The 25211-nt window shown below is 64.8% G+C and carries 26 protein-coding genes; 14 read left to right on the plus strand and 12 right to left on the minus strand.

Translation table 11 applies throughout. From position 1 onward, the window contains the following. Nucleotides 1-24: 24 nt before the first annotated feature. The 3 genes from trxA to OE747_RS04765 form a co-directional block, all read right to left on the minus strand. Nucleotides 25-942: a thioredoxin gene (trxA, locus tag OE747_RS04755; protein ID WP_263827456.1), complete on the minus strand. Its 918-nt coding sequence runs from the start codon at nucleotides 940-942 to the stop codon at nucleotides 25-27. Nucleotides 943-1038: 96 nt separating this feature from the next. After that, nucleotides 1039-1827: an exodeoxyribonuclease III gene (locus tag OE747_RS04760; RefSeq protein ID WP_263827542.1), complete on the minus strand. Its 789-nt coding sequence runs from the start codon at nucleotides 1825-1827 to the stop codon at nucleotides 1039-1041. Between the two features lie 198 nt (nucleotides 1828-2025). Beyond that, a complete protein-coding gene (locus OE747_RS04765; RefSeq protein WP_263827457.1) occupies nucleotides 2026-2712 on the minus strand; it encodes a response regulator transcription factor in 687 nt (228 codons plus the stop codon). A 165-nt stretch (nucleotides 2713-2877) separates the two neighbouring features. Here OE747_RS04765 and ribA point away from each other — a divergent pair, with 165 nt between their 5' ends. Further along, on the plus strand, nucleotides 2878-3969 hold the full coding sequence (gene ribA, locus OE747_RS04770; RefSeq protein ID WP_263827458.1) for a GTP cyclohydrolase II: 1092 nt from the start codon (nucleotides 2878-2880) through the stop codon (nucleotides 3967-3969). After that, nucleotides 3966-4466 carry a L,D-transpeptidase family protein gene (locus OE747_RS04775; protein ID WP_263827459.1) on the plus strand — a complete coding sequence of 167 codons (501 nt, stop codon included), beginning with the start codon at nucleotides 3966-3968 and terminating at the stop codon, nucleotides 4464-4466. The genes ribA and OE747_RS04775 overlap by 4 nt, the downstream gene beginning before the upstream one ends. Here OE747_RS04775 and OE747_RS04780 read toward each other — a convergent pair. Then, nucleotides 4450-5109: a YggS family pyridoxal phosphate-dependent enzyme gene (locus OE747_RS04780; RefSeq protein WP_263827460.1), complete on the minus strand. Its 660-nt coding sequence runs from the start codon at nucleotides 5107-5109 to the stop codon at nucleotides 4450-4452. The genes OE747_RS04775 and OE747_RS04780 overlap by 17 nt on opposite strands. A gap of 106 nt (nucleotides 5110-5215) precedes the next feature. Further along, nucleotides 5216-6208, minus strand: coding sequence for a porin (locus OE747_RS04785; protein WP_263827461.1), 993 nt, complete (start codon nucleotides 6206-6208; stop codon nucleotides 5216-5218). A gap of 297 nt (nucleotides 6209-6505) precedes the next feature. Between OE747_RS04785 and OE747_RS04790 the strand changes: the two genes are divergently transcribed. From OE747_RS04790 to OE747_RS04810, 5 genes are all read left to right on the plus strand, one after another. Then, complete coding sequence (locus tag OE747_RS04790) at nucleotides 6506-7012, plus strand: DUF3576 domain-containing protein (RefSeq protein WP_263827462.1); 507 nt, start codon at nucleotides 6506-6508, stop codon at nucleotides 7010-7012. Between the two features lie 77 nt (nucleotides 7013-7089). Further along, nucleotides 7090-9648 (plus strand): leucine--tRNA ligase, encoded by a 2559-nt coding sequence (leuS, locus tag OE747_RS04795; RefSeq protein ID WP_263827463.1) that lies wholly within the window; start codon nucleotides 7090-7092, stop codon nucleotides 9646-9648. Continuing rightward, nucleotides 9635-10126 (plus strand): LPS assembly lipoprotein LptE, encoded by a 492-nt coding sequence (lptE, locus tag OE747_RS04800; RefSeq protein ID WP_263827464.1) that lies wholly within the window; start codon nucleotides 9635-9637, stop codon nucleotides 10124-10126. The genes leuS and lptE overlap by 14 nt, the downstream gene beginning before the upstream one ends. Continuing rightward, nucleotides 10123-11151: a DNA polymerase III subunit delta gene (gene holA, locus OE747_RS04805; RefSeq protein WP_263827465.1), complete on the plus strand. Its 1029-nt coding sequence runs from the start codon at nucleotides 10123-10125 to the stop codon at nucleotides 11149-11151. Before lptE ends, holA begins: the two co-directional genes overlap by 4 nt. A gap of 79 nt (nucleotides 11152-11230) precedes the next feature. Then, on the plus strand, nucleotides 11231-11824 hold the full coding sequence (locus OE747_RS04810; RefSeq protein WP_263827466.1) for a glutathione S-transferase family protein: 594 nt from the start codon (nucleotides 11231-11233) through the stop codon (nucleotides 11822-11824). On the opposite strand, the gene OE747_RS04815 is transcribed toward OE747_RS04810, so the two are convergent. After that, nucleotides 11794-13026, minus strand: coding sequence for a TIGR03862 family flavoprotein (locus OE747_RS04815; protein ID WP_263827467.1), 1233 nt, complete (start codon nucleotides 13024-13026; stop codon nucleotides 11794-11796). The two genes, OE747_RS04810 and OE747_RS04815, sit on opposite strands and share 31 nt — an antisense overlap. 58 nt (nucleotides 13027-13084) lie before the next feature. Between OE747_RS04815 and OE747_RS04820 the strand changes: the two genes are divergently transcribed. Next, the gene (locus OE747_RS04820) at nucleotides 13085-13393 is read left to right on the plus strand and encodes an HNH endonuclease (protein WP_263827468.1); all 309 of its coding nucleotides are present in this window, start codon (nucleotides 13085-13087) and stop codon (nucleotides 13391-13393) included. On the opposite strand, the gene OE747_RS04825 is transcribed toward OE747_RS04820, so the two are convergent. Genes OE747_RS04825 through OE747_RS04835 form a run of 3 tightly spaced genes read right to left on the minus strand, consistent with a single transcriptional unit; the run spans nucleotide 13394 to nucleotide 15485 of the window. Next, entirely contained in the window at nucleotides 13394-14131 is a 738-nt protein-coding gene (locus tag OE747_RS04825) for a VOC family protein (protein WP_263827469.1), read from the minus strand. Next, nucleotides 14128-14736: an enoyl-CoA hydratase/isomerase family protein gene (locus OE747_RS04830; RefSeq protein WP_263827470.1), complete on the minus strand. Its 609-nt coding sequence runs from the start codon at nucleotides 14734-14736 to the stop codon at nucleotides 14128-14130. The genes OE747_RS04825 and OE747_RS04830 overlap by 4 nt, the downstream gene beginning before the upstream one ends. Continuing rightward, on the minus strand, nucleotides 14733-15485 hold the full coding sequence (locus tag OE747_RS04835) for an SDR family oxidoreductase (protein ID WP_263827471.1): 753 nt from the start codon (nucleotides 15483-15485) through the stop codon (nucleotides 14733-14735). Before OE747_RS04835 ends, OE747_RS04830 begins: the two co-directional genes overlap by 4 nt. 126 nt (nucleotides 15486-15611) lie before the next feature. Here OE747_RS04835 and OE747_RS04840 point away from each other — a divergent pair, with 126 nt between their 5' ends. From OE747_RS04840 to lpxK, 5 genes are all read left to right on the plus strand, one after another. Further along, nucleotides 15612-17138: a DUF2125 domain-containing protein gene (locus OE747_RS04840; protein WP_263827472.1), complete on the plus strand. Its 1527-nt coding sequence runs from the start codon at nucleotides 15612-15614 to the stop codon at nucleotides 17136-17138. A 112-nt stretch (nucleotides 17139-17250) separates the two neighbouring features. Then, complete coding sequence (locus OE747_RS04845) at nucleotides 17251-18597, plus strand: TldD/PmbA family protein (protein ID WP_263827473.1); 1347 nt, start codon at nucleotides 17251-17253, stop codon at nucleotides 18595-18597. Continuing rightward, nucleotides 18584-19387, plus strand: a complete 804-nt coding sequence (locus OE747_RS04850; RefSeq protein ID WP_263827474.1) for a 3'(2'),5'-bisphosphate nucleotidase CysQ — start codon at nucleotides 18584-18586, stop codon at nucleotides 19385-19387. Before OE747_RS04845 ends, OE747_RS04850 begins: the two co-directional genes overlap by 14 nt. 158 nt (nucleotides 19388-19545) lie before the next feature. Then, entirely contained in the window at nucleotides 19546-20775 is a 1230-nt protein-coding gene (locus tag OE747_RS04855) for a 3-deoxy-D-manno-octulosonic acid transferase (protein WP_263827475.1), read from the plus strand. Further along, nucleotides 20762-21760 carry a tetraacyldisaccharide 4'-kinase gene (gene lpxK / locus OE747_RS04860; protein WP_263827476.1) on the plus strand — a complete coding sequence of 333 codons (999 nt, stop codon included), beginning with the start codon at nucleotides 20762-20764 and terminating at the stop codon, nucleotides 21758-21760. Before OE747_RS04855 ends, lpxK begins: the two co-directional genes overlap by 14 nt. A 3-nt stretch (nucleotides 21761-21763) precedes the next feature. On the opposite strand, the gene OE747_RS04865 is transcribed toward lpxK, so the two are convergent. Genes OE747_RS04865 through OE747_RS04875 form a run of 3 tightly spaced genes read right to left on the minus strand, consistent with a single transcriptional unit; the run spans nucleotide 21764 to nucleotide 24073 of the window. After that, nucleotides 21764-22882 carry a CaiB/BaiF CoA transferase family protein gene (locus OE747_RS04865; RefSeq protein ID WP_263827477.1) on the minus strand — a complete coding sequence of 373 codons (1119 nt, stop codon included), beginning with the start codon at nucleotides 22880-22882 and terminating at the stop codon, nucleotides 21764-21766. Beyond that, a complete protein-coding gene (locus OE747_RS04870; RefSeq protein WP_263827478.1) occupies nucleotides 22882-23553 on the minus strand; it encodes a DsbA family protein in 672 nt (223 codons plus the stop codon). The genes OE747_RS04865 and OE747_RS04870 overlap by 1 nt, the downstream gene beginning before the upstream one ends. A 13-nt stretch (nucleotides 23554-23566) precedes the next feature. After that, complete coding sequence (locus OE747_RS04875) at nucleotides 23567-24073, minus strand: DUF721 domain-containing protein (RefSeq protein WP_263827479.1); 507 nt, start codon at nucleotides 24071-24073, stop codon at nucleotides 23567-23569. Between the two features lie 82 nt (nucleotides 24074-24155). Here OE747_RS04875 and mutY point away from each other — a divergent pair, with 82 nt between their 5' ends. Beyond that, nucleotides 24156-25211, plus strand: coding sequence for an A/G-specific adenine glycosylase (mutY, locus tag OE747_RS04880; RefSeq protein WP_263827480.1), 1056 nt, complete (start codon nucleotides 24156-24158; stop codon nucleotides 25209-25211).

Here is a 25211-nt window from a genome sequence, read left to right on the forward strand (position 1 = left end):
TCCGAGTGTAGTCCGGTTCAGCGATTAGGCAAATATCATAGAGCTGAGTTTCCGCCGCCCGTTCAGCACGATCGGGTCATTGGGCTTGAGCGCGTCGAAGATGGTGAACAGCTGGGTCTTGGCCGCGCCGTCATTCCATTCGCGATCACGGCGGAACAGGTCCAGCAGCTCGGCCACCGCCTGTTCGGTCTGACCGGCGGCATGCAGCGCCTTGGCCAGATCGAACCGGGCCTGATGGTTGGCCGGGTCGGCCTCGACCGCGGCGGCAAGCTCTGCGACCGGTCCGGCATTGGCGGCCTGACGGGCCAGTTCCAGCTGGGCATGGGCGGCCTCAAGCTCGGGCTTGGTCGAAATCTCGGCAGGCGCCCCGTTCAGGATCGCCTCGGCCTGATCGAGATCGCCCATCGCGATATGGGCACGCACGAGACCGCCATAGGCGCCGGCATGGTCGGGTTCCTCGCCCAGGATCGCGGCAAAGGTCTCGGCCGCGTCAGCAGCGGCGCCCTGTTCCAGCATCTCCTCGGCGGCGGTGACCGCCTCGTCCAGCGCGGCGCCGGGCGCCTCGCCACCAGCGGCAGCGACCACCCGGTCGATAAAGCCCTTGATCTCGGAGGCAGGCAGCGCGCCCTGGAACCCGTCGACCGGCTGCCCCTTGTGGAAGGCATAGACCGTCGGGATCGACTGGATCCGCATCTGGCCCGCGATCATCTGGTTTTCATCGACGTTGATCTTGACCATCTTCACCGCGCCCTTGGCGGCGGTCACGGCGGCCTCGAGCGCGGGGCCCAGTGTCTTGCACGGGCCGCACCACGGCGCCCAGAAATCGACGATCACCGGAACCGTCTGGCTGGCCTCGACCACATCGGCCATGAAGCTGGCTTCGTTCGTGTCCTTGATCAGATCGGCGGCGGGGGCGGCGCCCGCTCCATTCAGCAGTTCCATCGTATATCTTCTCCGGTTCGGATTTGGCCCCTATATGCGCCTGACGCGCGGGGAAACCAAGACCTCAGTTCTTTCACAGGGTCAGATTTGACCCTGCTACAGGTCGAAACTGGCGAAGACCGGGGCGTGGTCGCTGGGTTGCTCCCAGCTGCGGGCGTCGCGCAGGATGCGGCTGGAATGGCCCGCGTTCGAGATATCGGGCGTGGCCCAGACGTGGTCGAGCCTGCGGCCCTTGTCGGCGGCGCTCCAATCCTTGGCGCGGTAGGACCACCAGGAATACAAGAGCCCCTCGGGGATGTCCTGGCGGGTGATGTCGACCCATTTGCCCGCCTCCATCACCTGGCCCAGATGATCGACCTCGATGGGCGTGTGCGACACGATCTTGAGCAGTTGCTTGTGGCTCCAGACGTCATCCTCGCGCGGGGCGATGTTGAGGTCACCGACCAGAATGGACTTCTCGGGGCTGTTTGCGTGGAACCAGTCGCGCATCTCGGTCAGATAGTCGAGCTTCTGGCCGAATTTCTCGTTCACCTCGCGGTCGGGCACATCGCCACCGGCGGGGACATAGAAATTGTGGATGGTCACCCCGTTTTCCAGCCTTGCTGCCACGTGGCGGGCATGGCCCAGCGTCGCGAAGTCCTCGCGCCCCACTTCCTCGATCGGCAGGCGCGACAGGATGGCAACGCCGTTATAGCCCTTTTGCCCATGCGCCACGATGTGCCGGTATCCAAGTTCGGCAAAGCTTTCGACCGGCATCTTGTCGACGGGCGACTTGATCTCTTGCAGGCAGAGGATGTCGGGCCCTTCCTCGGCCAGGAGCTTGCACACGATGGGCTCGCGCAGGCGGACCGAGTTGATGTTCCAGGTGGCAAGGGTAAAGGGCATGGCGCGTCTCGCTTTCATCGGGTCTGGCAGAACCTATCGCCTGACCCGCCGATGTCCATGGCCCGCGCAAAAAAAGGCCGGGCACGAGGCCCGGCCAGTCCAACAGGGAGGTACATGTCTTTGCCCGGACATGAACGGGTTAAGTATCAGGCTAAAGATAACATCCAGGTGTTTCTTTGACCTGAATCAATAAATATCTCAGGCGACCAGCCTGTAACCGCCTGATTCCGTCACTAATAGGCGCGCATTCGACGGATCGGGCTCGATTTTCTGCCGCAACCTGTAGATGTGGGTTTCAAGCGTGTGGGTTGTAACACCGGCGTTATAGCCCCAGACCTCGTGCAGCAGCACGTCGCGGGGCACCACGCCGTCGTTGGAGCGATAGAGGAACTTGAGGATATTGGTTTCCTTCTCGGTCAGGCGGATCTTGCGCTCGTCCTCGGTGATCAGCATCTTCATCGCCGGTTTGAACGTATACGGCCCAAGCTGGAACACCGCGTCCTCGGATTGCTCGTGCTGGCGCAGCTGGGCACGGATACGGGCGAGCAAGACCGGGAACTTGAACGGCTTGGTGACGTAGTCATTGGCCCCGGCATCCAGGCCAAGGATGGTGTCGGCGTCGCCATCATGACCGGTGAGCATGAGGATCGGGCTTTTGACGCCTTGCTTGCGCATCCGGCGGCACAGCTCGCGCCCGTCGGTGTCGGGTAGGCCTACATCCAGGATGATGAGGTCATAGATCGCCTCTTTTACGCGTTCAGTCGCGGAATGACCGGTTTCGGCTTCGAACACGTCAAAGTCCTCGGTCATCACCAGCTGCTCGCTCAGCGCCTCGCGCAGGTCGTCGTCATCATCCACCAGCAGGATCTTCTTGAGCTGCGCCATCGCGGCTTCCTCCTAATCTCGTTTCCAACCAGTTGAGCACGCCACACGCAAACGGCAAGAATTGCTGCAATTCTTTCACGCCCTCGTGTTTTTGGTCAGCATTATGTTTCACATTTCTGCCATCACACACTAGGTACGTTCTGTAGATGCTACCGGACAAGACCCATGAGCCTGATCCCCGACATTACCGAATTGCTGGCGCGGGCGCGCGCCGACCTGCGGATGGGGGTGCCCGTCGTTCTGACCGGCGAAGGTGGAGAGAGCGTTCTGGCGGTCGCGGCGGAAACCCTGTCACCCGCGCGGCTGGCCGATCTGCGCGATCTGGGCGCGCCGGTGATCGCGGTCACCGGACGGCGGGCCGAGACGCTGAAGGCGCGGGCCTATGACGGTGACCTGGCGCGGGTTCTGATCCCCGGTTTCGCCGATCTGGCCTGGGTCCAGGCAGTGGCAGATCCGTCTGACGATCTGGCGCAGCCGATGAAAGGGCCGCTGACGACCGAGCGGCAGGGCAGCGCGGCGCTGCACCGGCTGGCGATCGGGCTGACGAAATCGGCCCGGCTGTTGCCCGCGGCGGTGGTTGTTGCGGTCGCGGACGGACGGGGCTTTGCCGCCGCGCATGGGCTGACCTGCCTCGATCACGCCCGCGCTGCGCCGCATCTGGGCGAGCGCAGCCCGCTGCACGAGGTGGCCGCCGCGCGCCTGCCGATGGAGGTGTCCGAGGCCGGGCGGCTGCATGTGTTCCGCCCCGAGGATGGGGGCGAAGAGCATTACGCGGTGGAAATCGGCCGCCCCGATCGGGACAAGCCGGTGCTGGCCCGGCTGCATTCGGCCTGTTTTACCGGTGACCTGATGGGCAGCCTGAAATGCGATTGCGGCCCGCAGCTGCGCGGGGCGCTGGCGCAGATGGGCGAGGAAGGCGCGGGCGTGCTGCTCTACCTCAACCAAGAGGGGCGCGGCATTGGGCTGGCCAACAAGATGCGCGCCTATTTCCTGCAAGATCAGGGGTTTGACACGGTCGAGGCCAATCACCGGCTGGGGTTCGAGGATGACGAGCGCGACTTTCGACTGGGCTCGGACATTCTGAAATCGCTGGGGTTCAAGGCGGTGCGCCTGCTCACCAACAACCCCGCCAAGATCGCGATGATGGAGCGGACAGGCATCGCGGTCACCGAGCGGGTGCCGCTGAAGGTGGGCGAGACCGCGCATAACCGCGGCTATCTGGCGACCAAGGCGGCCAAATCGGGTCATATGCTGTGAACCCGCGCGATCTGGTGCTGACGCCACGCGGGGTGCGGTTTCTGGGCCGGTATTTCCCCTGCTCGATCGGCAAGGGCGGCGTCCGGACCGACAAGCGCGAGGGCGACGGAGCGACACCGGTGGGCGTGCATCTGATCGTCGGAATGCTCTACCGCGCCGACCGGATGACATCGCCTGCGCCTTGGGCGCAACCCATCGGGCCGGGCGATCTGTGGTCAGACGACATGGGCGATGCCGCCTATAACCATCTGGTCCGGGCGCCCTATGGGCACAGCCACGAACGGCTGTGCCGGGCCGATCCGCTTTACGATCTGGTGCTGGTGACCGACTGGAACTGGCCCGATGCGGAACCGGGGCGTGGCTCGGCGATTTTTGTCCACCAGTGGCGACGGCCGGGTTATCCGACCGAGGGTTGCGTCGCCTTTTCCCACCGCAACCTGCATTGGATTGCGGCCAGGATCGGCCCCGGCAGCCGGTTGATCATCCCGCCGCGGTAGTTCTTTCACCAAAGATGGCGGAGCCGACCCGGACATGGGTCGCGCCCAGCGCAATGGCGGTTTCGAAATCGCCGCTCATCCCCATGCTGAGACCGTCAAGGCCGTTGCGTGCAGCGATCTTGGCCAGAAGGGCAAAATGCAGGGCGGGTTCTTCCTCGACCGGGGGAATGCACATCAGCCCGCGCACCGGCAGATCCAGTGCACGGCATTCGGCGATAAAACCATCCGCCTCGGCTGGCATGATACCCGCCTTTTGTTCTTCTTCCCCGGTGTTGACCTGAATGAACAGATCCGGGCAATGGCCCAGTTCCTGTGCCAGCCGGGCCAGGGAATTGGCGAGTTTCGGGCGGTCGACGGAATGGATGGCATCGACCAGTTCCATGGCCTGACGTGCCTTGTTGGTCTGCAAGGGGCCGATCAGGTGAAGCTCGACGCCGCTGAACCGTTCCTTGAACGCGGGCCATTTCCCGGCCGCTTCCTGCACCCGGTTTTCACCAAAGACGCGGTGGCCCTGTTCCAGCACCGCCTTGATCCGGTCGTTTGGCTGTACCTTGGACACGGCGATCAGCGTGACCGCGCCCTCTGGTCGGCCAGCGGCCTGTTCGGCCCGCGCGATGCGGTTCTTGATCTCTTGCAGCGACATGGCATCCCCCGATCTGGTTTGCGGAAGGAAAACACCATGTCGGCGCAAAAGAAAAGGGCAGGTCCGAAGACCTGCCCCCATTCGATACCGTCAAGCGGTGTACAGCTTAGAAGCTGAAGTACACACCGGCCTGGAAGGTGTCGTTGTCGTTCGACGCACGACGGTAGCCTGCTTCCAGCGAAGCGCCGCCGCCCAGGTCGTACGAGTAGTGGATACCGTAGGAACCACCTTCGTTGTTGTTCGAACCGGCAACGTTGTCGCGGTTGTCGCCACGGCCGGCGAGAACGTCGGCTGCGTCAACTGCGTCTTCGTCGGTGTAGAACACCAGCAGGTTCGACGCCGAACCGATGTCCATGTTGCCGTAGATGCCCCACTTCGAGATGCCGTCGTTGTCGGCATATGCGACGCGGACGCCGAACTGGCCCAGGTCACCGGCGACCGACACCAGGGTCTTGTCTTCCCACATGGCGTCCGACGACTGGTGAGCAGCTGCGATGGTCCAGTCACCGAAGGTGTAGGCACCCATCACGCCGATACGGTCCGAAGCAACGGCGCCGTTACGGGTCGAGTACGAAACGTGGCCGGTGAAGCCGCCGGTCGAATAGATGAATTCGACGCCGTTCACACCGGTACCTGCCGACGAGTATGCATCCCAGTTGAAGAACTCGTTGTTCACGTTACCAACGTGCGAGTAGAAGCTGGCGCCGTCGATACCGATACCTGCGGTACGGGTTTCGAGGTAGGTGCCGGGCATGTTTTCAACTGCGCCGATGATGTTGCCGACGTTCACGCGGAAGCCCTGGTACGACACACCAAAGCGAGCGCCGTTGAAGGCTGCGCCACCCGGGGTGTTGTCACGGCTTTCAGCCTGTGCACGGAAGCGAGCGTCGAACGCAACACCGGCGTCGGTTTCTGCCGACATGTCGAACTGCAGACGCAGACGGCTGGTGATGGTGGTCTTCGAGACACCGTTCACGGCGCGGTCGTTGGCGTCGTTGTAGTCCAGACCGAAACGGCCGTAGCCGCTGATACGAACGTCTGCTGCTGCGACGCTTGCGGTAGCGATCAGCGCAGTCGTTGCGAAGAGAACTTTTTTCATCGTGTTTCCCTCGGTTTTCATTCATACGCCCAAACCAGTGAATCCGGCGTGGGTATGGACAGGGGTTTCGCTCTTTCACCCCCATTTTGGCAAGCCTTGCCGGACGATGAGAGACAAAGTCGTCACGGATGGTGCAGCTTTGCCACAGTCCCTTGCCACGGCGCACCGATTTCACCCTCGCTTTGAGGGTTTCAGCCTGATTTCCGCACATGCGCGTGTGCTCATGTTTATAGAGGCTTGCCCCTAAGAGGCGGCTTGGGTAGGACATTCAGCACGAGAAAGCTGTGGGATTGTCCGATGACGTTGCAAAATGCGCTCAAAGCCGCCCTTGTACTATCCTTGTGCCTGGGTGTGGCCGCCTGCGGCAGCCGCAGGGGAGGCATTCGCATCGCCGATGCGGCGCCGGCGGATGATTCCTATATCTCCAACAACCGTGAAAGTGCCCCCACGAATTACGACAAGTCGTCGATCTGGGATGTGTTCGGTCCGTCCAAGGCCGAACAGACGGTGCAGGTGAACCGCTATCTCTGGGCCGCCTCGCTGGATGTGCTGAGTTTTCTGCCGGTGCAGTCGGTGGACCCGTTCACCGGCATCATCGTGACCGGATACGGCACGCCGCCGGGCGGCGGCCGGTCCTACCGGGCCACCGTCCATATCAAGGATCCGGCGCTGGAGGCGCGGTCGCTGAAGGTGTCGTTGCAGACCAGCGGCGGCGGCGCGGTCAGCGCCTCGACCGCGCGTGCGGTCGAAGATGCGATTCTGTCGCGGGCGCGGCAACTGCGGATCGCCGACAACAAACTCTAGAACCTCGCCGCAATTCGATCTATCACCACGCCGGGTTCACGCCCGGCGTTTGCATTCATTCAAGGACCAGACCCGCCATGTCGCGCTATTCCGCCACCGAAATCGAAGCCAGATGGCAAGAGGCCTGGGACAAGGCCGGTATCTTCAGGGCCGCGCGTACGGCGGACAAGCCGAAGTACTACGTGCTCGAGATGTTCCCCTATCCGTCGGGGCGCATCCATATCGGCCATGTGCGCAACTACACCATGGGCGACGTGATCGCGCGCTATAAACTGTCGAACGGGTTCAACGTGCTGCACCCGATGGGGTTCGATGCCTTTGGCATGCCGGCCGAAAACGCGGCCATGGCCAGCGGCGGCCACCCCAAGGACTGGACCTACAAGAACATCGAGACCATGGTCGCGCAGATGAAGCCGCTGGGCTTTGGCCTCGACTGGTCGCGCATGTTCGCCACCTGCGACCCGGAATATTACGGTCAGCAACAGGCGCTGTTCCTCGATTTCCTTGAAAAGGGGCTGGTTTACCGCAAGAACGCGGTGGTGAACTGGGACCCGGTCGACATGACCGTTCTGGCCAATGAACAGGTCGAGGACGGGCGCGGTTGGCGCTCGGGCGCGTTGGTGGAACGGCGCGAACTGACGCAGTGGTTCTTCAAGATCTCCGATTTCTCGGGCGAGCTTCTGGATGCGCTCGACACGCTGGATGACTGGCCCGCCAAGGTGCGACTGATGCAGGAAAACTGGATCGGCAAGTCGCGCGGGCTGCAATTCTCCTGGGCGCTGACCGAGCCTGCGCATGGCATCGACGCGCTCGAGGTCTATACCACGCGGCCCGACACGCTGATGGGGGCCTCCTTCCTCGGCATCTCGCCCGATCATCCGTTGACCAAGGCGTTGGAGACCGAAAACCCCGACCTCGCCGCCAAGGTGGCCGAGATGCGCAAGGGCGGCACCACGGAAGAAGCCATTGAAAAGGCCGAGAAGCTGGGGGCCGATACCGGGTTGCGCGTGCGCCATCCGCTGAACCCCGACTGGGAACTGCCGGTCTGGGTCGCCAACTTCATCCTGATGGATTACGGCACCGGCGCGATCTTTGCCTGCCCGGCGCATGACCAGCGCGATCTCGATTTCTGCCGCAAGTATGACCTGCCGGTGATCGACACCTTTGTGGCGCTTGATGATCCAAAGCCGGTCGAGACCGAGGCCTTTGTGCCGCTGAAAACCGAAAAGGTGAAATGGATCGACCATTTCGCCGGGCTGGACGAGGCCACCGGACAAGAGGCGATCGACGCCACCATCGACTGGATGGAGGCCAAGGGGCTGGGCACTGGCGTCACCAAGTTCCGCCTGCGCGACTGGGGCCTGTCGCGCCAGCGCTATTGGGGCTGCCCGATTCCCGTGGTCCACTGCGATGCTTGCGGCGTGGTGCCCGAGAAAAAGGAAAACCTGCCCATCCGGCTGCCCGACGACGTGACCTTTGACGTGCCCGGCAACCCGCTGGACCGGCACCCGACCTGGCGCAACTGCACCTGCCCGTCCTGTGGCAAACCCGCCCGGCGCGAGACCGACACGATGGACACGTTTGTTGACAGCTCGTGGTATTTCGCCCGCTTCACCGCGCCGCGCGCCGAAACGCCCACCGTCATGGCCGAGGCCGAGTACTGGATGAATGTCGACCAGTATATCGGCGGTATCGAGCATGCGATCCTGCACCTGCTCTATTCACGGTTCTTCGCCCGCGCGATGCATATCTGTGGCCACTTGCCCGAGAAATCGAAAGAGCCGTTCAACGCGCTGTTTACCCAGGGCATGGTGACTCACGCGATTTACAAGACCACCGGCGCAGATGGCCGCCCGGTCTATCACTACCCCGACGCGGTGCGCCTCGACGGCGGCAAGGGCTATCTGGAGGACGGCACCGAGGTCGAGATCATCCCGTCCGCCAAGATGTCCAAATCCAAGAACAACGTGGTCGATCCGGTCGCCATCATCGACCGGTACGGCGCCGATACCGCGCGTTGGTTTGTGCTGTCCGACAGCCCGCCGGAACGCGACGTGGAATGGACCGATGCCGGCGCCGAGGCCGCGCACAAGCACCTGAACCGGGTGTGGAACCTGTGCGACCGGATCGGCGCGATGGACCCGGGCGCGCCGGGCGAAGGTGATGAGGACCTGCTGCGCGAAATGCACAAATGCATCCGCGACGTGACCAATGGCGTTGAAAGCTTTGGCTTCAACGCGGCGATTGCGAAACTCTATGCCTTTACCAATACGCTGGCGAAATCCAATGCCGGGGCGGCGGCACAGAAACAGGCGATCATGACGCTGGCGCAGCTGATGTCGCCGATGACGCCGCACCTGGCCGAGGATATCTGGGCGCATCAGGGCGGCGAAGGGCTGATTGCGACAGCACCCTGGCCAAAAGCCGATCCGGCGATGCTGGTCGATACCGCCGTGACGCTGCCGATCCAGATCAACGGCAAGCGGCGTGCGGAAATCAGCGTTCCGGTCGATATGGACAAGGCCGAGGTTGAAAAACTGGCGCTGGCGACCGATGCTGTGCAAAAGGCGCTGAATGGCGCCGCGCCGAAGAAGGTGATCGTCGTGCCGGGCCGGATCATAAATGTGGTCGTTTAACCGTAGAGCGCTGTTGATGCTGCCGCTGGCGCTGGCCGCCTGCGGCTTTCAGCCGGTCTATGGGCCCGGCGGCGCGGGCAGTGCGCTCTATGGCAAGGTCGAGGTGTCCGCCCCCGACGATGTCGAAAGCTATTGGCTGGTGCAGAACCTGGAACAGACGCTGGGGCGCAGCGCGGCGGCCGGGACCGATTACAAGCTAGACGTCAAGGTGACGACCACCTCGCAGGGTCAGGCGATCACCGCGTCGAACGAGACCACGCGCTATGCGATCGTGGGCACCGCGACCTACAAGCTGAGCGACAAGGACAGCGGTGCGGTTCTGGCCTCGGGCGAGGTCGAGAGCTTTACCGGCTATTCCGCGACCGGGTCGACGGTGGACACGCTGGCGGGTGAACGTGACGCGCGACAGCGGCTGATGACGATTCTGTCCGATATGCTGACGACCAAGCTTTATTCCACCCTGGATCTGCCGGCATGAAGCTGAGCCCGCGCGAGGCCGAAGGCTATTTCGCCAAACCCGACGCAGGCCGGACCGGATTGCTGATCTATGGTGGCGACGCGATGCGGGTGGCGCTGAAACGCCAGCAAGTGATCGCGGCGCTGCTGGGCCCCAATGGCGAGGAAGAGATGCGCCTGACCCGGATGGCGGGCGGCGATTTGCGCAAGGACCCGGCGCAACTGGTCGATGCGATCAAGGCGGTGGGGTTCTTTCCCGGCCCGCGCGTGGCCTTTGTCGAGGATTGCCCCGAGCTGTCGGCGCCTGCTGTTCTGGCCGCGCTGGAGGACTGGGAGCCGGGCGACGCGCAGATCGTGGTGACCGCCGGACAGCTCAAGGCCACGTCCAAGCTGCGCAAGGGGTTCGAGAGCCATCCCAACGCCTATGCCGTGGGCATCTATGACGAACCACCGTCGCGGGCAGAGATCGAACGGATGCTGGCGCAGGCGGGGATTCGCGACGTGCCACCCGAGCCGATGTCGGTGCTGGCCAACCTTGCCCGCGAACTGGGTCCGGGCGATTTTGCGCAGACGCTGGAAAAGCTGGCGCTTTACAAGCTGAATGACGCGGCACCACTCAGCCATGAGGATATTGCCGATTGCGCGCCGCGCTCGACCGAGGCCGGGCTGGACGATTTGCTGAACGTCGTGGCCGAGGGCAAGATGGAGGCCGTGGGGCCGCTGATGCGCCGATTGCAGGCGCAAGGCACCAACCCGACCGGCCTGTGCATCGCCGCCACCCGCCATTTTCGCACGCTTTACGCCTGTGCCTCGGACCCGGGCGGGCCGGGACAGGGGATCAACCGGTTGCGCCCTCCGGTCTATGGCCCGCGTCGCGACCGCATTCTGGGGCAGGCACAGACCTGGGGCGCGCGGCGGCTGGAGACGGCCCTGACGGTACTGACCGACACCGACCTTGCCCTGCGTTCGGCCGGGCAATCGGCGCCACAGATGCCGCTGGTGGAGCGGGCCATGATCCGGCTGGCGATGCTGTCCCGCTCGCGCTGATGTGAGATCGGAGCGCGCTGCCCTTGACGCGCGCAGCCTGAAGGCCATTCTGCTGCACAATTGAAAACGGAGGTACCGAATGTACAAGGTCTATGGCCGGGTCCGCAGCCGCGCGGCACGGGTGTTGTGGTTGCTCGAAGAGCTGGGCGTGCCCTACGAGCATATCGACGTCGGCCCGCATGACCCGCAGGTCTTGGCGCTGAACGGCAGCGGCAAGGTGCCGGTTCTGGTCGATGGCGATCACATGATCACCGACAGTTCGGCAATCATGACCTATCTCGCCGACAAGCACGGCGATTTCACCTATCCCGCCGGTACCATCGAGCGCGCCAAACAGGATGCGCTGTTCCACACCGTGCTGGACGAGATCGACGCGGTGCTCTGGGTCGCGGCCCGGCATGGGTTCATCCTGCCCGAGGACAAGCGGGTTCCGGCCATCATGGACAGCACCAAATGGGAGTTCGAGCGCAACCTCTCCCATCTGGAGGCACGGCTGGAAGGCCCCTTCCTGCAAGGGGAAAAGATGACCATCGCCGATATCCTGCTGACCCATTGCCTGAACTGGGCGCATGGCGCGGGCTTCCCCGTCACCTCGCGCAAGATCAAGGATTACGCCAAGGAGATGCGCGCACGCCCCGCGTTTCAGCGCATGGGCGCGCTGACCCCGGCCTGAGCCCATCTTGCCGCCGCGCGGCCGGCCCAGCGGCCGGTCGCGAAACAGCCCGTCAGCAGGTAGCCGCCGGTGGGCGCCTCCCAATCCAGCATTTCACCGGCGCAAAAGACGCCGGGCAGCGCTTGGATCATGAGCGTTTCGTCCAGGGCGGTTCTGACCACGCCGCCTGCGGTCGAGATCGCCTCGTCCATCGGGCGCGGCCCGGCATGGCGGACTGGCAGCGCCTTGAGCATCGTCGCCAGCGCCGGAGGGTCTTGGGGCAAGGGGCGGCCAAATTCCATCAGCAGCGCCGCGCGCGCTCCCGACAGGTTCAGCGACTTGCGCAGATGGGCCGACAGGCTGGCCTTGCCGCGTGGTTTCGCCAGCCTGCGCGACAGGTCGGTTTCGGACAGATCCGGAAACAGGTCCACGGTCAGCGCCGCGCCCTCGCGCACGGCTGAGGACACCGCGTAGATGCCGCCGCCCTCGAGTCCGCGCGCGGAGATCACCGCCTCGCCCCGGCTGGACAGTGCACCGGCCTGCCAGGCGATATTCTTGACCGGTTGGCCGACATGCTGGGTCATGTGATCGGACCAATGGACCAGCAATCCGGCATTGGCAGGCGCAAACGGGGAGAGCTCCACCCCTCGCGCTGCCAACAACCCGGCCCATTGCCCGTCCGAGCCAAGCCGCGCCCAGCTTGCCCCACCCAGCGCCAGAACGGTGACAACCGGTTTGATCCTCTGCGCGCCGATGGGCGTTTCGAACAGAAACGCGTCCCCGTCCCAGCCTGCCCAGCGCCAGCGGGTCCGAATCTCGACCCCCTGGCCGGTCAGCTCGGCCAGCCAGGCACGCAACAGCGGCGAGGCTTTCATCACCTTGGGAAACACCCGCCCGGTGGAGCCGGTGAACAGCTCCTGCCCCAGACCCTGCGCCCAGTCCTGCACTGCCTGGGCGTCAAACGCGGTCAGCATCGGGCATAGCCAACCGGCAGCATCGCCATAAGCGGAAAGAAGCTGTTCGAACGGCTCGTTCTTCGTCAGGTTCAGCCCGGATTTTCCCGCCATCAGGAACTTGCGCGCGACCGAGGGTTTCGCCTCGGCCACGATCACCGGCAGACCGGCACGGGCCAGTTCGCCCGCCGCCATCAGCCCGGCAGGGCCCGCGCCGATGACCAGAGCCGGTTTCACGACCTGTCGTTCCGTTTCGGCCGATACTGCCATGTCGCCTTTCCTGCCGTCCCTATTTGCACCGGTCGCGTGCTGGTGCATCCTCTTGCCCATGACGGACACCGAAGACAAGAGCGCGCCGCTCTGCCCGCTATGTGATCGCCCGATCCCGGATGGAGGTGGCAGCCTGCATCACCTGATCCCCCGACTCAAGGGCGGCAAGGGGGGGCCGACGGTGCTGTTGCACCAGATCTGCCACAAGGAAGTGCATGCGACCCTGACCGAGGCGGAACTGGCGCGCAGGTTTCACACGGTCGAGGCGTTGCGCGCGCATCCCCGGCTGGAACGGTTCCTGGAGTGGGTCAGCAAGCGCCCGCCAGGATTCCGGTCAAAGGTTCCGGGCAAGCGCAGGGGGCGCTGATCACCATGGCAACAGCGGCGTGCCGCGCAGCTCAAGGTCGGTGGCTGTCAACCCCTCGACGCCGATACCCGCCAGCGACGGGACCGGCGTGAATTCCGCCCCTGCGACATGCTGAAACTCGATCAGCGTATAGGGGCGTTTCCACAGCCATTCGCGATTCGCCACCGACCAGAGGTCGGGGTCCGGCGGGGTTTCGGTGCTGAACCCGTAAAAGAACAGATCGAACCCATGATCTGCCACCTCCTGCACCGACAGAAGGGTCATCCCCAACCCTCGGCAGATCGCCTCGTCGCGGTCGATATCGCCGCTGCGCAAGGTGATATGGGCCAGTGTCGCCCCTGCAAACGGTGCCGAAGGATTGGCGGCCCCGGTCGGCCGGTTGCCCTCGAAATCCTGTTGCAGCAGTTCGATGACGAAGCCTTCGGGGTCGGTCAGGTGGCACATGTATCCGATATCGCCGAACTGGCGCGGATCGCTGACGGCGACGCCCTGCGCCCGCAGCGCCTGTACGGCAAGATCCACATCCGGCAGGGTTATGCCGATCTTCCAATAGCGCTGGCCGTGATCATGCCGGTAGCCGCCGCCACCGGCCATCAGGATCAGATCGGCATCGGGCCCGTCGTAGCCGACGCGCCATGCCTCGCCCTGTTTCCGGGCGGTCATGCCGAGAGCGTCGCGGTAGAATCCCGACAACGCCACCGGATCAGCGGCGCGCAGATGGAGCGCCGCCAGTCTCATGGACAGAGCTTGGCGATTCCAGCCGCGATCACCGGATCGGCGGCAACCGAATCGGCCACCAGCGCGCGGGCGGTTTCCATCAACTGGTCGGTGGGTACGATCCGGTCCACGAGACCAAAATCATAGGCCTCCTGCGCGGTGATCTTTTGCCCTGCCATCAGGATCAGCCGGGTTCGGGCCGGGCCGATCAGAGCGGCCATTCGCGCCGGGTCCGACGGCTGCGGCAGAAAACCGAGCTTCATCACCGGGTAGAAGAACTTGGCCTCGGGCACCGCGATGCGCAGGTCGCAGGCGAGCGCCATGCCGTTGGCGCCACCCGCCAGGGTCCCGTTCAGGGCCGCGACGGTCAGGCAGGGCAGAGCGGCTATGGCGCCCGACAGCCTCTCCCACAGGTCCGAAGTGGCGAGACCGGCGCGCGCGGCCTCCAGATCGGCACCGGCGCTGAACACCTTGCCGCGACCGGTCAGGATCAGCGCCCGCGCCTCGCCCGCCGCCTCGGCGATCTCGACCAGCCGTTCCAGCATGGCCACGGTCAGCGAGTTGGCCTTGTCGGGGCGGTTCAGCGTGACGGTCCACAGGCCGTCTTCCTGTTCCAGCTCGATCATATCAGGCCGACCCGGCGACGGATCGTCTCGTCGCGCAGGGAGATCTCGGTGCCCAGGAATTCATCCGCGTCCGCGCCGCACATCCACAGCAGCGTGCGCGCGGGCCAGTCGGCAGGGACATGCGCCGACCAGTCCAGCTGGCTGACCGGGTTGATGCCCGAGCTTTTGATCTCGCGCTGCATCTGGGTGGCAACGGTGCCCGGGGAAAGGCCCATGGCGCGGATGCCGTGATGCTTTTCTTCAAGGTGCAGGCAAGAGGTCAGCATCGCCGCCCCGGCCTTGGAGGCGCAATAATGGCTCCAGGCCTCGACCGGGTTGTGGGCCGCGCCCGAACTGACCGTCAGGATGGTTCCGCCGCCGGCCTTGCGCATCACCGGCAATGCCGCGCGCATGCCATAGTAGACGCCCTTGAGGTTGATATCGATCGCATGGCTCCACCCGGCCGGGTCGGAACTGGCCAGATGCGAGATCGGTTCGACGACACCGGCGTTGTTGATCAGGACATCCAGACCACCGAAACGTGCCACCGTGGCATTCACAGCCCCGGCCACCTGTCCGGCATCGGCCACGTCGCAGGCCAGCGGCATCGCCCTGTCGCCCAGTTCGGCAGCCAGCGTGGCCACGGCGTCGGCGCTGCGTGCCAGTAGCACCACATTGGCGCCAGCATTGGCAAAGATTCGCCCGGCCTCGGCCCCGATTCCACGGCTGGCACCGGTGATCAGAACGGTTTTTCCCTGCATGTCGGTCATTCAAATCTCCCTCAATTCCAGTCGAGTTCTAATCTGACGCGGGGAAAGGGTCCAGCGGTTGCCCCTTGACGCCCGCCGCGCCACACCCGACGATAGCCGCGAAATTTATCCAGAGAGGTTCTTGGAATGTCCGTTTTCCTTCGCCGCACGTCAGGCGCCGTGATCGCTTTTGCCATAGCCAGCCAGAGCGCCTGGGCCGATCTGAGCGCTGATCAGGTCTGGGCCGACTGGAAGACCTATCTGGGCGGCATGGGGTACGAGGTTTCCGGGACCGAAAGCCGGTCGGGCAACACGCTGACAATCTCGGGCATGTCAATGAACATGCAGATCCCCGACGCCGAAGGCGCGCTTTCCGTGACTCTGCCCGAAATGAGCCTGACGGATCAGGGCGACGGCACCGTACGTATCGTCCTGCCAGAGGAGTTCCCGATCAACTTCGTGGTAACCCCCGAGGGTGAGGAGCAAGTCAAAGGCACGGTGAACTATCTGAACCGCAACATGTCGATGGTGGTTTCTGGTGCCCCCGAGGACATGACCTATACCTATTCAGCGGACCAGGTGACGGTCAGCCTGGCAGGGCTGGAAGCTGATGGCGAGGCGATGCCCGAAGGCGCGATTGCCGCGTCGATGGACATGACCGGTGTCGCCGGAACCTCGCAAATGAAGATCGGCGCGATGCGCGACATGGTGCAAAGCTTCACCGCCGACGGGCTGAGCTATGCGCTGTCCTTCAACGACCCCGAATCCGACGACGCCGGCACGTTCAACGGCGCCATGAGCGGCATTACCTATGCCGGGACCGGAACCATCCCGACCGATTTCGATGCGGCTGATTTCTCGAACATGCTGAAGTCGGGTTTCGCCTTTGACGGCACGCTCAGTTATTCGGCCGGCAACGGGACGATGAACGGCACCGGCGACGGCGAGACCTTTGCTTTCAGTTCGAAATCGCAGGGCGGCGATTTCCGGATCGCGATGGATTCCTCGCATGTGGTCTATGACCTGACCGGCAATGGCGCCGAAATTTCGGTCACGACACAAGAGCTACCGTTCCCGGTCGATCTGGCGATGGCGAAGTCGGGGTTCAAGCTGGATATCCCAGTGCAGGCAAGCGATGCGCCGCAACCCTTTGGCCTGGGGATGAACCTGACCGATTTCACCATGTCCGACATGATCTGGGGCATGTTCGACCCCGCCGGGGCGCTGCCGCGTGATCCGGCAACCATTGCGATCGACCTGACGGGAACTGCCAAGGTACTGGTGGACTTCCTGGATCCCGCCGTTGCCGAGACGCTGGAAGCAACCGGCGCCGCGCCGGGCGAGCTGAACACGTTGAAAATCAACCAGCTGCTGGTGTCGATGGTCGGCGCCAAGCTGACCGGCACCGGTGATTTCGAGTTCGACAACAGCGATCTGGAAAGCTTTGACGGGATGCCCGCCCCCTCGGGTGTCGCCAATCTGACGCTGGTCGGGGCAAACGCGCTGATCGACAAGCTGGTCGCGATGGGCTTCGTTGCGGATCAGGACGCGATGGGCGCGCGGATGATGATGGGCATGCTGGCGGTACCGGGCGACGCGCCCGACACGCTGAACTCGACCATCGAGATCAACAAGCAGGGCCATATCCTGGCCAACGGCCAGCGGATCAAGTGATCTGAACGACATGTCGACCGGGCGCCGCGCGCCCGGTTCGCCAATTCGCGGCGCGGGGCTTGCAGCGGGCCCGGTCGGCGGCTACCTCGGTGACAGGATGACAGGAGGGGCCATGCCGCGCACCGTAGAGGATATCAGCCACGCACTTCTGGATGCGGCCCGCAGGGCGGGGGCCGAGGCCGCCGACGCGATGGTCACCCAAGGCACATCGGTCTCGGTCGAGGTGCGTGGCGGCGCGCTGGAGCACGCCGAACGCTCTGAGGGCACCGATCTGGGGTTGCGGGTGTTCATCGGCAAGCGGCAGGCCATCGTGTCGAGTTCCGACAGTCGGCCAGAGACCCTGGCCGCGATGGCCGAACGGGCGGTGGCCATGGCGCGCGAGGCGCCCGAGGACCCCTATGCCGGGCTGGCTGACCCGTCGGAGATTTGCCGAAACCTTGATGCAGACGCTCTGGATCTGTGTGATCCGACCCCCGAACCCACCGCCGAGGCCCTGATGCAGGATGCGCTGGCGGCCGAGGCCGCAGCGCTGGCGGTCGAAGGCGTGACGCAGGTTTCTGACGCGGGCGGCGGATACGGGGCAAATGCCATCCATATCGCAGCGACAAACGGGTTTTCCGGCGGCTACCGCCGTACATCCCGCTCGATCTCCTGCGTGGCGATTTCCGGGTCCGGAACGGGCATGGAGCGCGAATATGACGGCGACAGCCGAAGCTGGCAGTCGGACCTGCGCGACCCCGCCGAGATCGGTCGCATCGCAGGTGAGCGGGCGGTCGCGGCACAAGGCGCACGCAAGCCCGTGACCGGAAGCTATCCGGTGCTGTTCGACGAACGCATTTCGTCCTCGCTGATCGGTCATCTGCTGGGCGCGGCCAATGGCGCGGCGATTGCGCGCGGGTCATCCTGGCTCAAGGATGCGCTGGGCGAACAGGTGCTGCCTGCGCATCTGTCGGTGATCGAAGACCCACATCGCCCGCGTGTCTCGGGCTCGCGACCCTTCGATGCCGAGGGGCTGGCGACCCGGCGTCGCGCCATCGTGGAAAACGGGGTGCTGACCGGCTGGACGCTGGATCTGGCCAGTGCGCGCAAGCTGGGGATGGGATCGACCTCAAACGCGGCGCGCGGTGTTTCCGGCCCGCCTTCGCCCAGCAACTGGAACATCGCGATGACACAGGGAACGGCCAGCCGGGCCGACCTGTTGCGCGACATGGGAACCGGTCTGTTGGTGACATCCATGATCGGTTCGACCATCAACCCCAATACCGGCGACTATTCGCGCGGAGCCTCGGGGTTCTGGGTGGAGAATGGCGAGGTCGCCTATCCGGTGAACGAATGCACCATCGCGGGCAATCTGCGCGACATGCTGCTGCGGATGGTACCCGCGAACGACGCCCGGGATTGGCTGTCGCGGGTGGTGCCTTCGATCCTGATCGAGGGGATGACGCTTGCCGGAAACTGACCTCGACCTGCTGATCCGTGCCGCACATGAGGCCGGACGCATCGCCACCCGTTACTCGGGTCGCGAGGCGCAGCGTTGGGACAAGCCCGATGGCGCGGGCCCGGTGACCGAGGCGGATCTGGCGGTGAACGCGATGCTGGAGCAGATGCTGCCCAGCGCCCGGCCCGGATACGGCTGGCTGAGCGAGGAAACCGAGGACAGTGGCGCCCGGCTGGATCGTGACCGGGTGTTCATTGTCGACCCGATCGACGGCACCCGCAGCTTTGCCGACGGCTCGCGCACCTGGGCACATGCCCTGGCGGTGGCTGAACGCGGCGTGGTGACAGCGGCGGTGATCTATCTGCCGATGCGCGGCCTGCTGTTCTCGGCCGCGGCGGGCGGTGGCGCGTTTCTGAATGGTGACCCGATCCAGGTCTCGGCCCCAGCCGATCTGGCGCAGGCGCATATTCTTGCCGCACGGCCCAATCTGCTGCCGGAACACTGGATCGGGCGAACTCCGCCTGTGTTCCAACGCGATTATCGGCCATCGCTGGCCTACCGGCTGGCGCTGGTGGCGCAAGGCCGGTTCGACGGCATGCTCACGCTGCGGCCCAGTTGGGAATGGGACATCGCCGCCGGTGACCTGATCCTGCGCGAGGCGGGCGGTCTTTGCACCGACCGGTTTGGCGCCCCGCTCAGGTTCAACAATGCCCGGCCTCGCCTGGCCGGTGTGATCGCGGGCGGCAACACCGTGCATGGCGGGCTGGCGGCGGCACTTGACCCGGCCAGCCTGGGGATTGCAAGCCATTGACCGCGCCTTGCCAAGATCGGCGCAAGCTTGACCTGCATCACAAATGCCATAGGTTGCCGCCGATTTTGCCCAGAACCCGCCGGAGCGACAAAATGGCCTGTGCCCTCTTCCCGGTTTCCCGTTTCACGGCCTGCCCCGGGCCGGTTGGACGTTAGACCATGGCGCGCTCCCTCAGTCTAGCGGCCTATCGCGTGCTCAGCTGGCGCGGCGCGCATCCCCCCGGCGACGACATGCCATCACGCCCCGAGGGTGAGCTGCTGTGGATTCACGTGGCCGACCGGAGCCGTTTCGCGGCCCTGTGTGACCTCGCCCAGCGCCTTGTCACCTTGCGGCCTGACCTGTCGACCTTGTTCACCATTCCCGGCGACACCCGGACCGACGATTGGCAGGCGCCCACGGGGCTGGTCTCGGTCCTGCCCGACGATCACCCGACCGCGGCGCGGCGTTTTCTGAGCCATTGGACACCAGATATGTGCCTGTGGTCCGGTGGCGGGCTGAAACCCAACCTGATCGACGAAGCGGCCCAGACTGGTCTGCCGATGATACTTATCGACGTCGCCGAACGCGATCTGACCGCGCGCAAGCATCGGTGGCTGCCCGACCTCACACGCACGGTTCTGGATTGCTTCGACATGATCCTGACCAATGGAGAGGCTGCCGCACGTCAGGTACGCCGCGCGGGCGTCGCTCCTGCCAAGGTGCGCGCCTCGCCTCCTTTGCAGGTCAGCGCGAATCCGGCCCCCTGGCCGGAAGACGAGCTGGCGGTCGTCAATGCGGCCCTGGGTGGGCGACCGGTCTGGCTGTCGGCCTGGACCCAGGCCAAGGAGTTCATCTCGGTCCTGACCGCGCATCGCTACGCGCTGCGATTGCTGCACCGGGCGCTGTTGGTCGTGCATGTGGCCGACCCGGACGAAGCCGGGCCTCTACGCGAGCGGCTGGAACACATGGATCTGCGGTGTATCAATTGGGATGCCGGCGACATGATCGACGACCATACTCAGGTGGTGATCAGCGCGGAGCCCGAAAACCTCGGGCTGTGGTACCGGGTGTCACCGCTGACCTTCGTCGGCAGCTCACTGGAGCCCGGCGCTGGCGGGCGGGATCCGCTGACGGCGGTGGCTCTCGGCTCGGCGCTGCTCTATGGTCCGAACGTGCGCAACCATATCGACACATATGTCCGCCTTGCCTCGGCCGGAGCCGCGCGATCGGTTCGCGATGCCGAGGCGCTGGGCTCAGAGGTCGTGCACCTGCTGGCGCCCGATGCCGCCGCCACGATGGCGCTGGCCGGATGGGAGGTCGTGACCGAATCCGCCCATCTCACCGATGAACTGCTCGAGCTGGTACAGGACCGGTTGGACCGGCGGAGGGCAGAGCATGCGGACACCTGAGTTCTGGCACACCGACCCGGTGCGACCCGGCTTGCGTGCGAACGCGCTGCGCCCGCTGGGCACGCTCTATGCGGCGGCGACCGCGCGGCGGATACGCCAGGGGCAACCGATCCGCGCCGCCGTGCCGGTGATCTGTATCGGCAACCTGAACGCGGGCGGAACCGGCAAGACCCCGACCGCGATCTGGGTGGTCGAGCGGCTGCGCGACGCGGGGCACGAACCGCATGTCGTCACCCGCGGCTACGGCGGCGCGTTGCAGGGACCGGTGCAGGTGGATCCCGGTCGCCACAAGTCGGAACAAGTGGGCGACGAACCCTTGCTGCTGGCGGCCTTTGCCGAGGTCTGGGTCGCCAAGGACCGCGCCGCTGGCGTGCGGGCGGCGGAGGCGGCGGGCGCCACCGTGATCGTGCTGGACGATGGATTCCAGAACCCGGCGGTGGAGAAGGATTTCTCGGTCATCGTGGTCGATGCCGCACAGGGGTTCGGCAACGGGCTGTGCATTCCGGCCGGACCGCTGCGCGAACCGGTCGATGTGGGACTGCGGCGCGCCGATCTGGTGCTGTCGCTGGGCGATGCCGCCGCGCAGGCGGATTTCGCCGCCCGCTGGGGGGCCGCGATCAGCCTGCCGCATGCAACGGCGGAACTCAAACCTCTGAAGACCGGGATGGACTGGGCCGCCACCCCGGTTCTGGCCTTTGCCGGTATCGGCAACCCGGCCAAGTTCTTTCGCACGTTGCGCAAGGAGGGGGCCGATCTGTTGCGGGCCGAGGCGCTGGACGATCATCAGCCGCTGACGCCCGCGCTGATGTCCCGCCTGGAAACCGAGGCGCGGGCGCTTGGCGCGCAGATGGTGACCACCGAAAAGGACGCCGTTCGGCTGCCGCCTGCATTCCGGTCCAAGGTCATCACCCTGCCCGTGCGGCTCGACGTTGCGGACTCCGACCGGGTGCGCGACATGCTGCTGGCGGTTGCGCCCGCGCCCTGAGTCTCAGCCGTCCTCGCCCAGTTTCGGCGCGGGCCGGTGCAGCGCCAGATCGGCGTCCGAGAACCGGAACGGTGCGCGGATGCCCGGCACGCCCTGAAGTGCGATCCGCATGCCGCGTGCGATCACCTGAGGATCGGCCATGACCTCGGCCATGTCGTTGATCGGGCCGGCAGGGATGCCCTGTTCCTCGCAGGCGGCCAGCAACTCGGCCTTGGCGCGGGTCGCGGTGGCGCCGTTCAGCCGCGCGATCATCACCCGGCGGTTGGCGAGACGGTCGCGATTCTTCTGGAACTCGGGCGCCTCGGCCATGTCATCAAGCCCAAGCACCCGGCAGAGCCTTTGGTACTGCCGGTCATTGCCGGTGGCGATGATGATATGGCCGTCGGCGCAATCAAACACCTGGTAGGGCGCAAGGTTGACATGGGCATTGCCCATGCGGGGGGGCACCTCGCCTGTAGTGAGATAGTTCAACGCCTGGTTGGCGGTGACGGCAACCGCCACGTCGAGCAGTGCCATATCCACATGCTGCCCGTGACCGGTCCGGTCGCGCTGGTGCAGCGCGGCCAGAATGCCGGTGACCGCATATATGCCGGTAAAGATATCGGTGATCGCCACACCCGATTTCTGTGGCTGGCCCTCGGGCTCGCCCGTGATCGACATCAGACCTGACATGCCCTGGATGATGAAATCGTATCCCGCACGATGGGCATAGGGGCCGTCCTGCCCAAATCCGGTGATCGAGCAATAGATCAGCCGAGGATTGATCTCTGAAAGCGAGGCGTAATCCAGCCCGTATTTGGCCAGCCCGCCAACCTTGAAATTCTCGATCAGGATATCGGCGTCGCGCACCAATGCGCGTACCTTGTCCTGCCCCTCAAGGGTTGAGAAATCCGCGACGACCGAGGCCTTTCCCCTGTTCGTCGAGTGGAAATAGGCCGCCGACACATCATCATCGCGCGTCACGAAGGGTGGCCCCCAGGCGCGGGTATCGTCACCTGCGGGGCTTTCGACCTTGATCACTTCGGCGCCCAGGTCCGACAGGGTCTGGCCCGCCCAGGGGCCGGCCAGCACGCGCGCCAGTTCGACGACCTTCAGACCCGAGAGCGGCGCGGCCCGTGTCATCAGTTCGCCAGTTCAGCCTCGATCAGTGCCTTGAAATCGGCATAGGGCTGGTTTTCAACCTTCTTGCCGTTGATCATGAAACTCGGCGTCGAGTTGATCTCGTCACGGGTGGCGTGTTCCTGGTACCAGGCGACCAGAGTCTGCGCCATCGTCGCATCCCCCAGACAGGCGTCGAGCTTGTCATTGTCGATGCCTGCCACGCGACCAATTTTGCGCAACTCGTCGGCAATCTCGGCCGGACCACCGGCACGGGCCCATTCCGACTGGCTCTTGAACATCAGGTCGGTGATGCCAAAGAATTTCTCGGGTCCGGCGCAACGCGCCACCATCGAGGCCCAGAGGCCGTAGCGGTCGAAATAGACCTCGCGATAGATGAACCGCACCTTGCCGGTGTCGATGAAATCGGCCTTGAGCTGCTTGTACCCCTCCTCGTGGAACCGCGCGCAATGCGGACAGGTGTAAGAGGCATATTCGATGACCTCGACCGGCGCGTCCTCGGCCCCTTGCACCATCTCTACAATGGTGGAGGTATCGACCTCGGCCTGCTGCGCGTCGGCGCTGCCGATCAGCGGCGAGGCGGGCAGGCTGCCGGTCGATGACGGCAGGCTCAGCCAGTAAGCGCCAGCGGCAATCGCCACGGCAGCACAGATCACGGTTCCCATACGGCTCATTTCAGGCCCTTTCTTATGATTTCTGCTTCGATAAAACGCTCTGGGCCAGTCTTTCAAGGGCAGCGCGCAAATCTTCATCTTTCGCCCCTTGTGCGACGCGAGAAGCTTCGGCGGCGACTTCCGGCGCGGGGCCGGACGAGGTGGCTTTGGGGCGGTGTTCGAATGTGGCCTGCCCTTCGGCAAAACCGGTCGGCGCGGTCTGAGTGATCCGGACACGGCTGATCGCGTTATAGCCATAGGCGGCGTTGACCCGTTCGCGCAGCTGTTCCTTCTGCATTTCCAGCATCGGCGCCTGCGCGCCGGTGGTCAGGACCGTCAGCGTGGCGCCAAAGCCACCCTTGCCATAACTGATATTGACCGGGCGGGCGATGGCGGCGAGGTCCTGGCCCACGATCTCGGGCCAGTGGGTCACTACCCGGCTGACCGCAAAACCCCGGCTTTCGCCGGCACGGCGGATCTGGTCGCCCAGCAGGATTGCCGTACGCTTGAAGCCGCGGGTCGAGGAACGTCTCTGTGCCATCTGGTCTCCGACTCTCATGGCGCTATTCTAAGTCCCGGGCGCGGCGGCGCCAGCGAAACCGGACAGTCAGGGAGAATTTTCCGTGCGCGATCAGCAACACAATGGCGTGAGCGCGGACTTGCTGGCGTGGTACGATACCCATGCCCGCGAGATGCCCTGGCGCGTCGGCCCGGCGGCGCGTGCCGATGGCATACGCCCCGATCCCTATCGGGTTTGGCTGTCCGAAGTCATGCTGCAACAGACCACGGTTGCTGCGGTGCGCGACTACTTCCATCGGTTTACGGCGCGGTGGCCCACGGTTCAGGCGCTTGCCGCCGCCCCGGACGAGGCGGTAATGGGCGAATGGGCAGGGCTGGGATATTACGCCCGCGCCCGCAACCTGCTGAAATGCGCCCGCGTGGTGGTGCAGGAGCATGCTGGCCGGTTCCCCGATACATATGATGGCCTGATCGCACTGCCCGGTATCGGCCCCTATACCGCCGCTGCGATTGCCGCCATTGCCTTCGACCGCGCGGAGACCGTGCTCGACGGCAATGTCGAACGGGTGATGGCGCGGCTCTATGACATTCACGAACCGCTACCGGGCGTAAAACCCGAATTGAAGGCGCGGGCCGCCGACCTGACCCCCATCGAGAGACCCGGCGATCATGCCCAGGCGGTGATGGATCTGGGTGCCACGATCTGCACCCCGAAGTCGCCCGCCTGCGGCATCTGCCCGCTGCGCGACCCCTGCCTGGCGCGCGCGCGTGGGACCGCGCCCGACCTGCCGCGCAAGGCGTCGAAAAAGGAGAAACCGGTGCGCCTTGGCCATGTCTATCTGGCGCAGCGCTCCGATGGCGGCTGGCTGATGCAGCGGCGGCCCGATCGCGGTCTCTTGGGCGGGATGCTGGGCTGGCCCGGCTCGGACTGGTCCGAAGCCCCTGACCCCGCCCCCCCTTTCAAGGCAGAGTGGCGCGAACTGGCGGGCGAGGTACGCCATACCTTTACCCATTTCCACCTGATCCTGCGCATCCACTGCGCCGAACTGCCCAAGGGACCGCCGCCCGAGGGGTTGCATATCGTCGACAAGCACGCCTTCCGCCCCTCGGACCTGCCCACTGTGATGCGCAAGGCATACGATCTGTGGCGCGGCCAATAG

This window comes from Ruegeria aquimaris, assembly GCF_025751555.1.
Taxonomy (GTDB): domain Bacteria; phylum Pseudomonadota; class Alphaproteobacteria; order Rhodobacterales; family Rhodobacteraceae; genus Ruegeria_B; species Ruegeria_B aquimaris.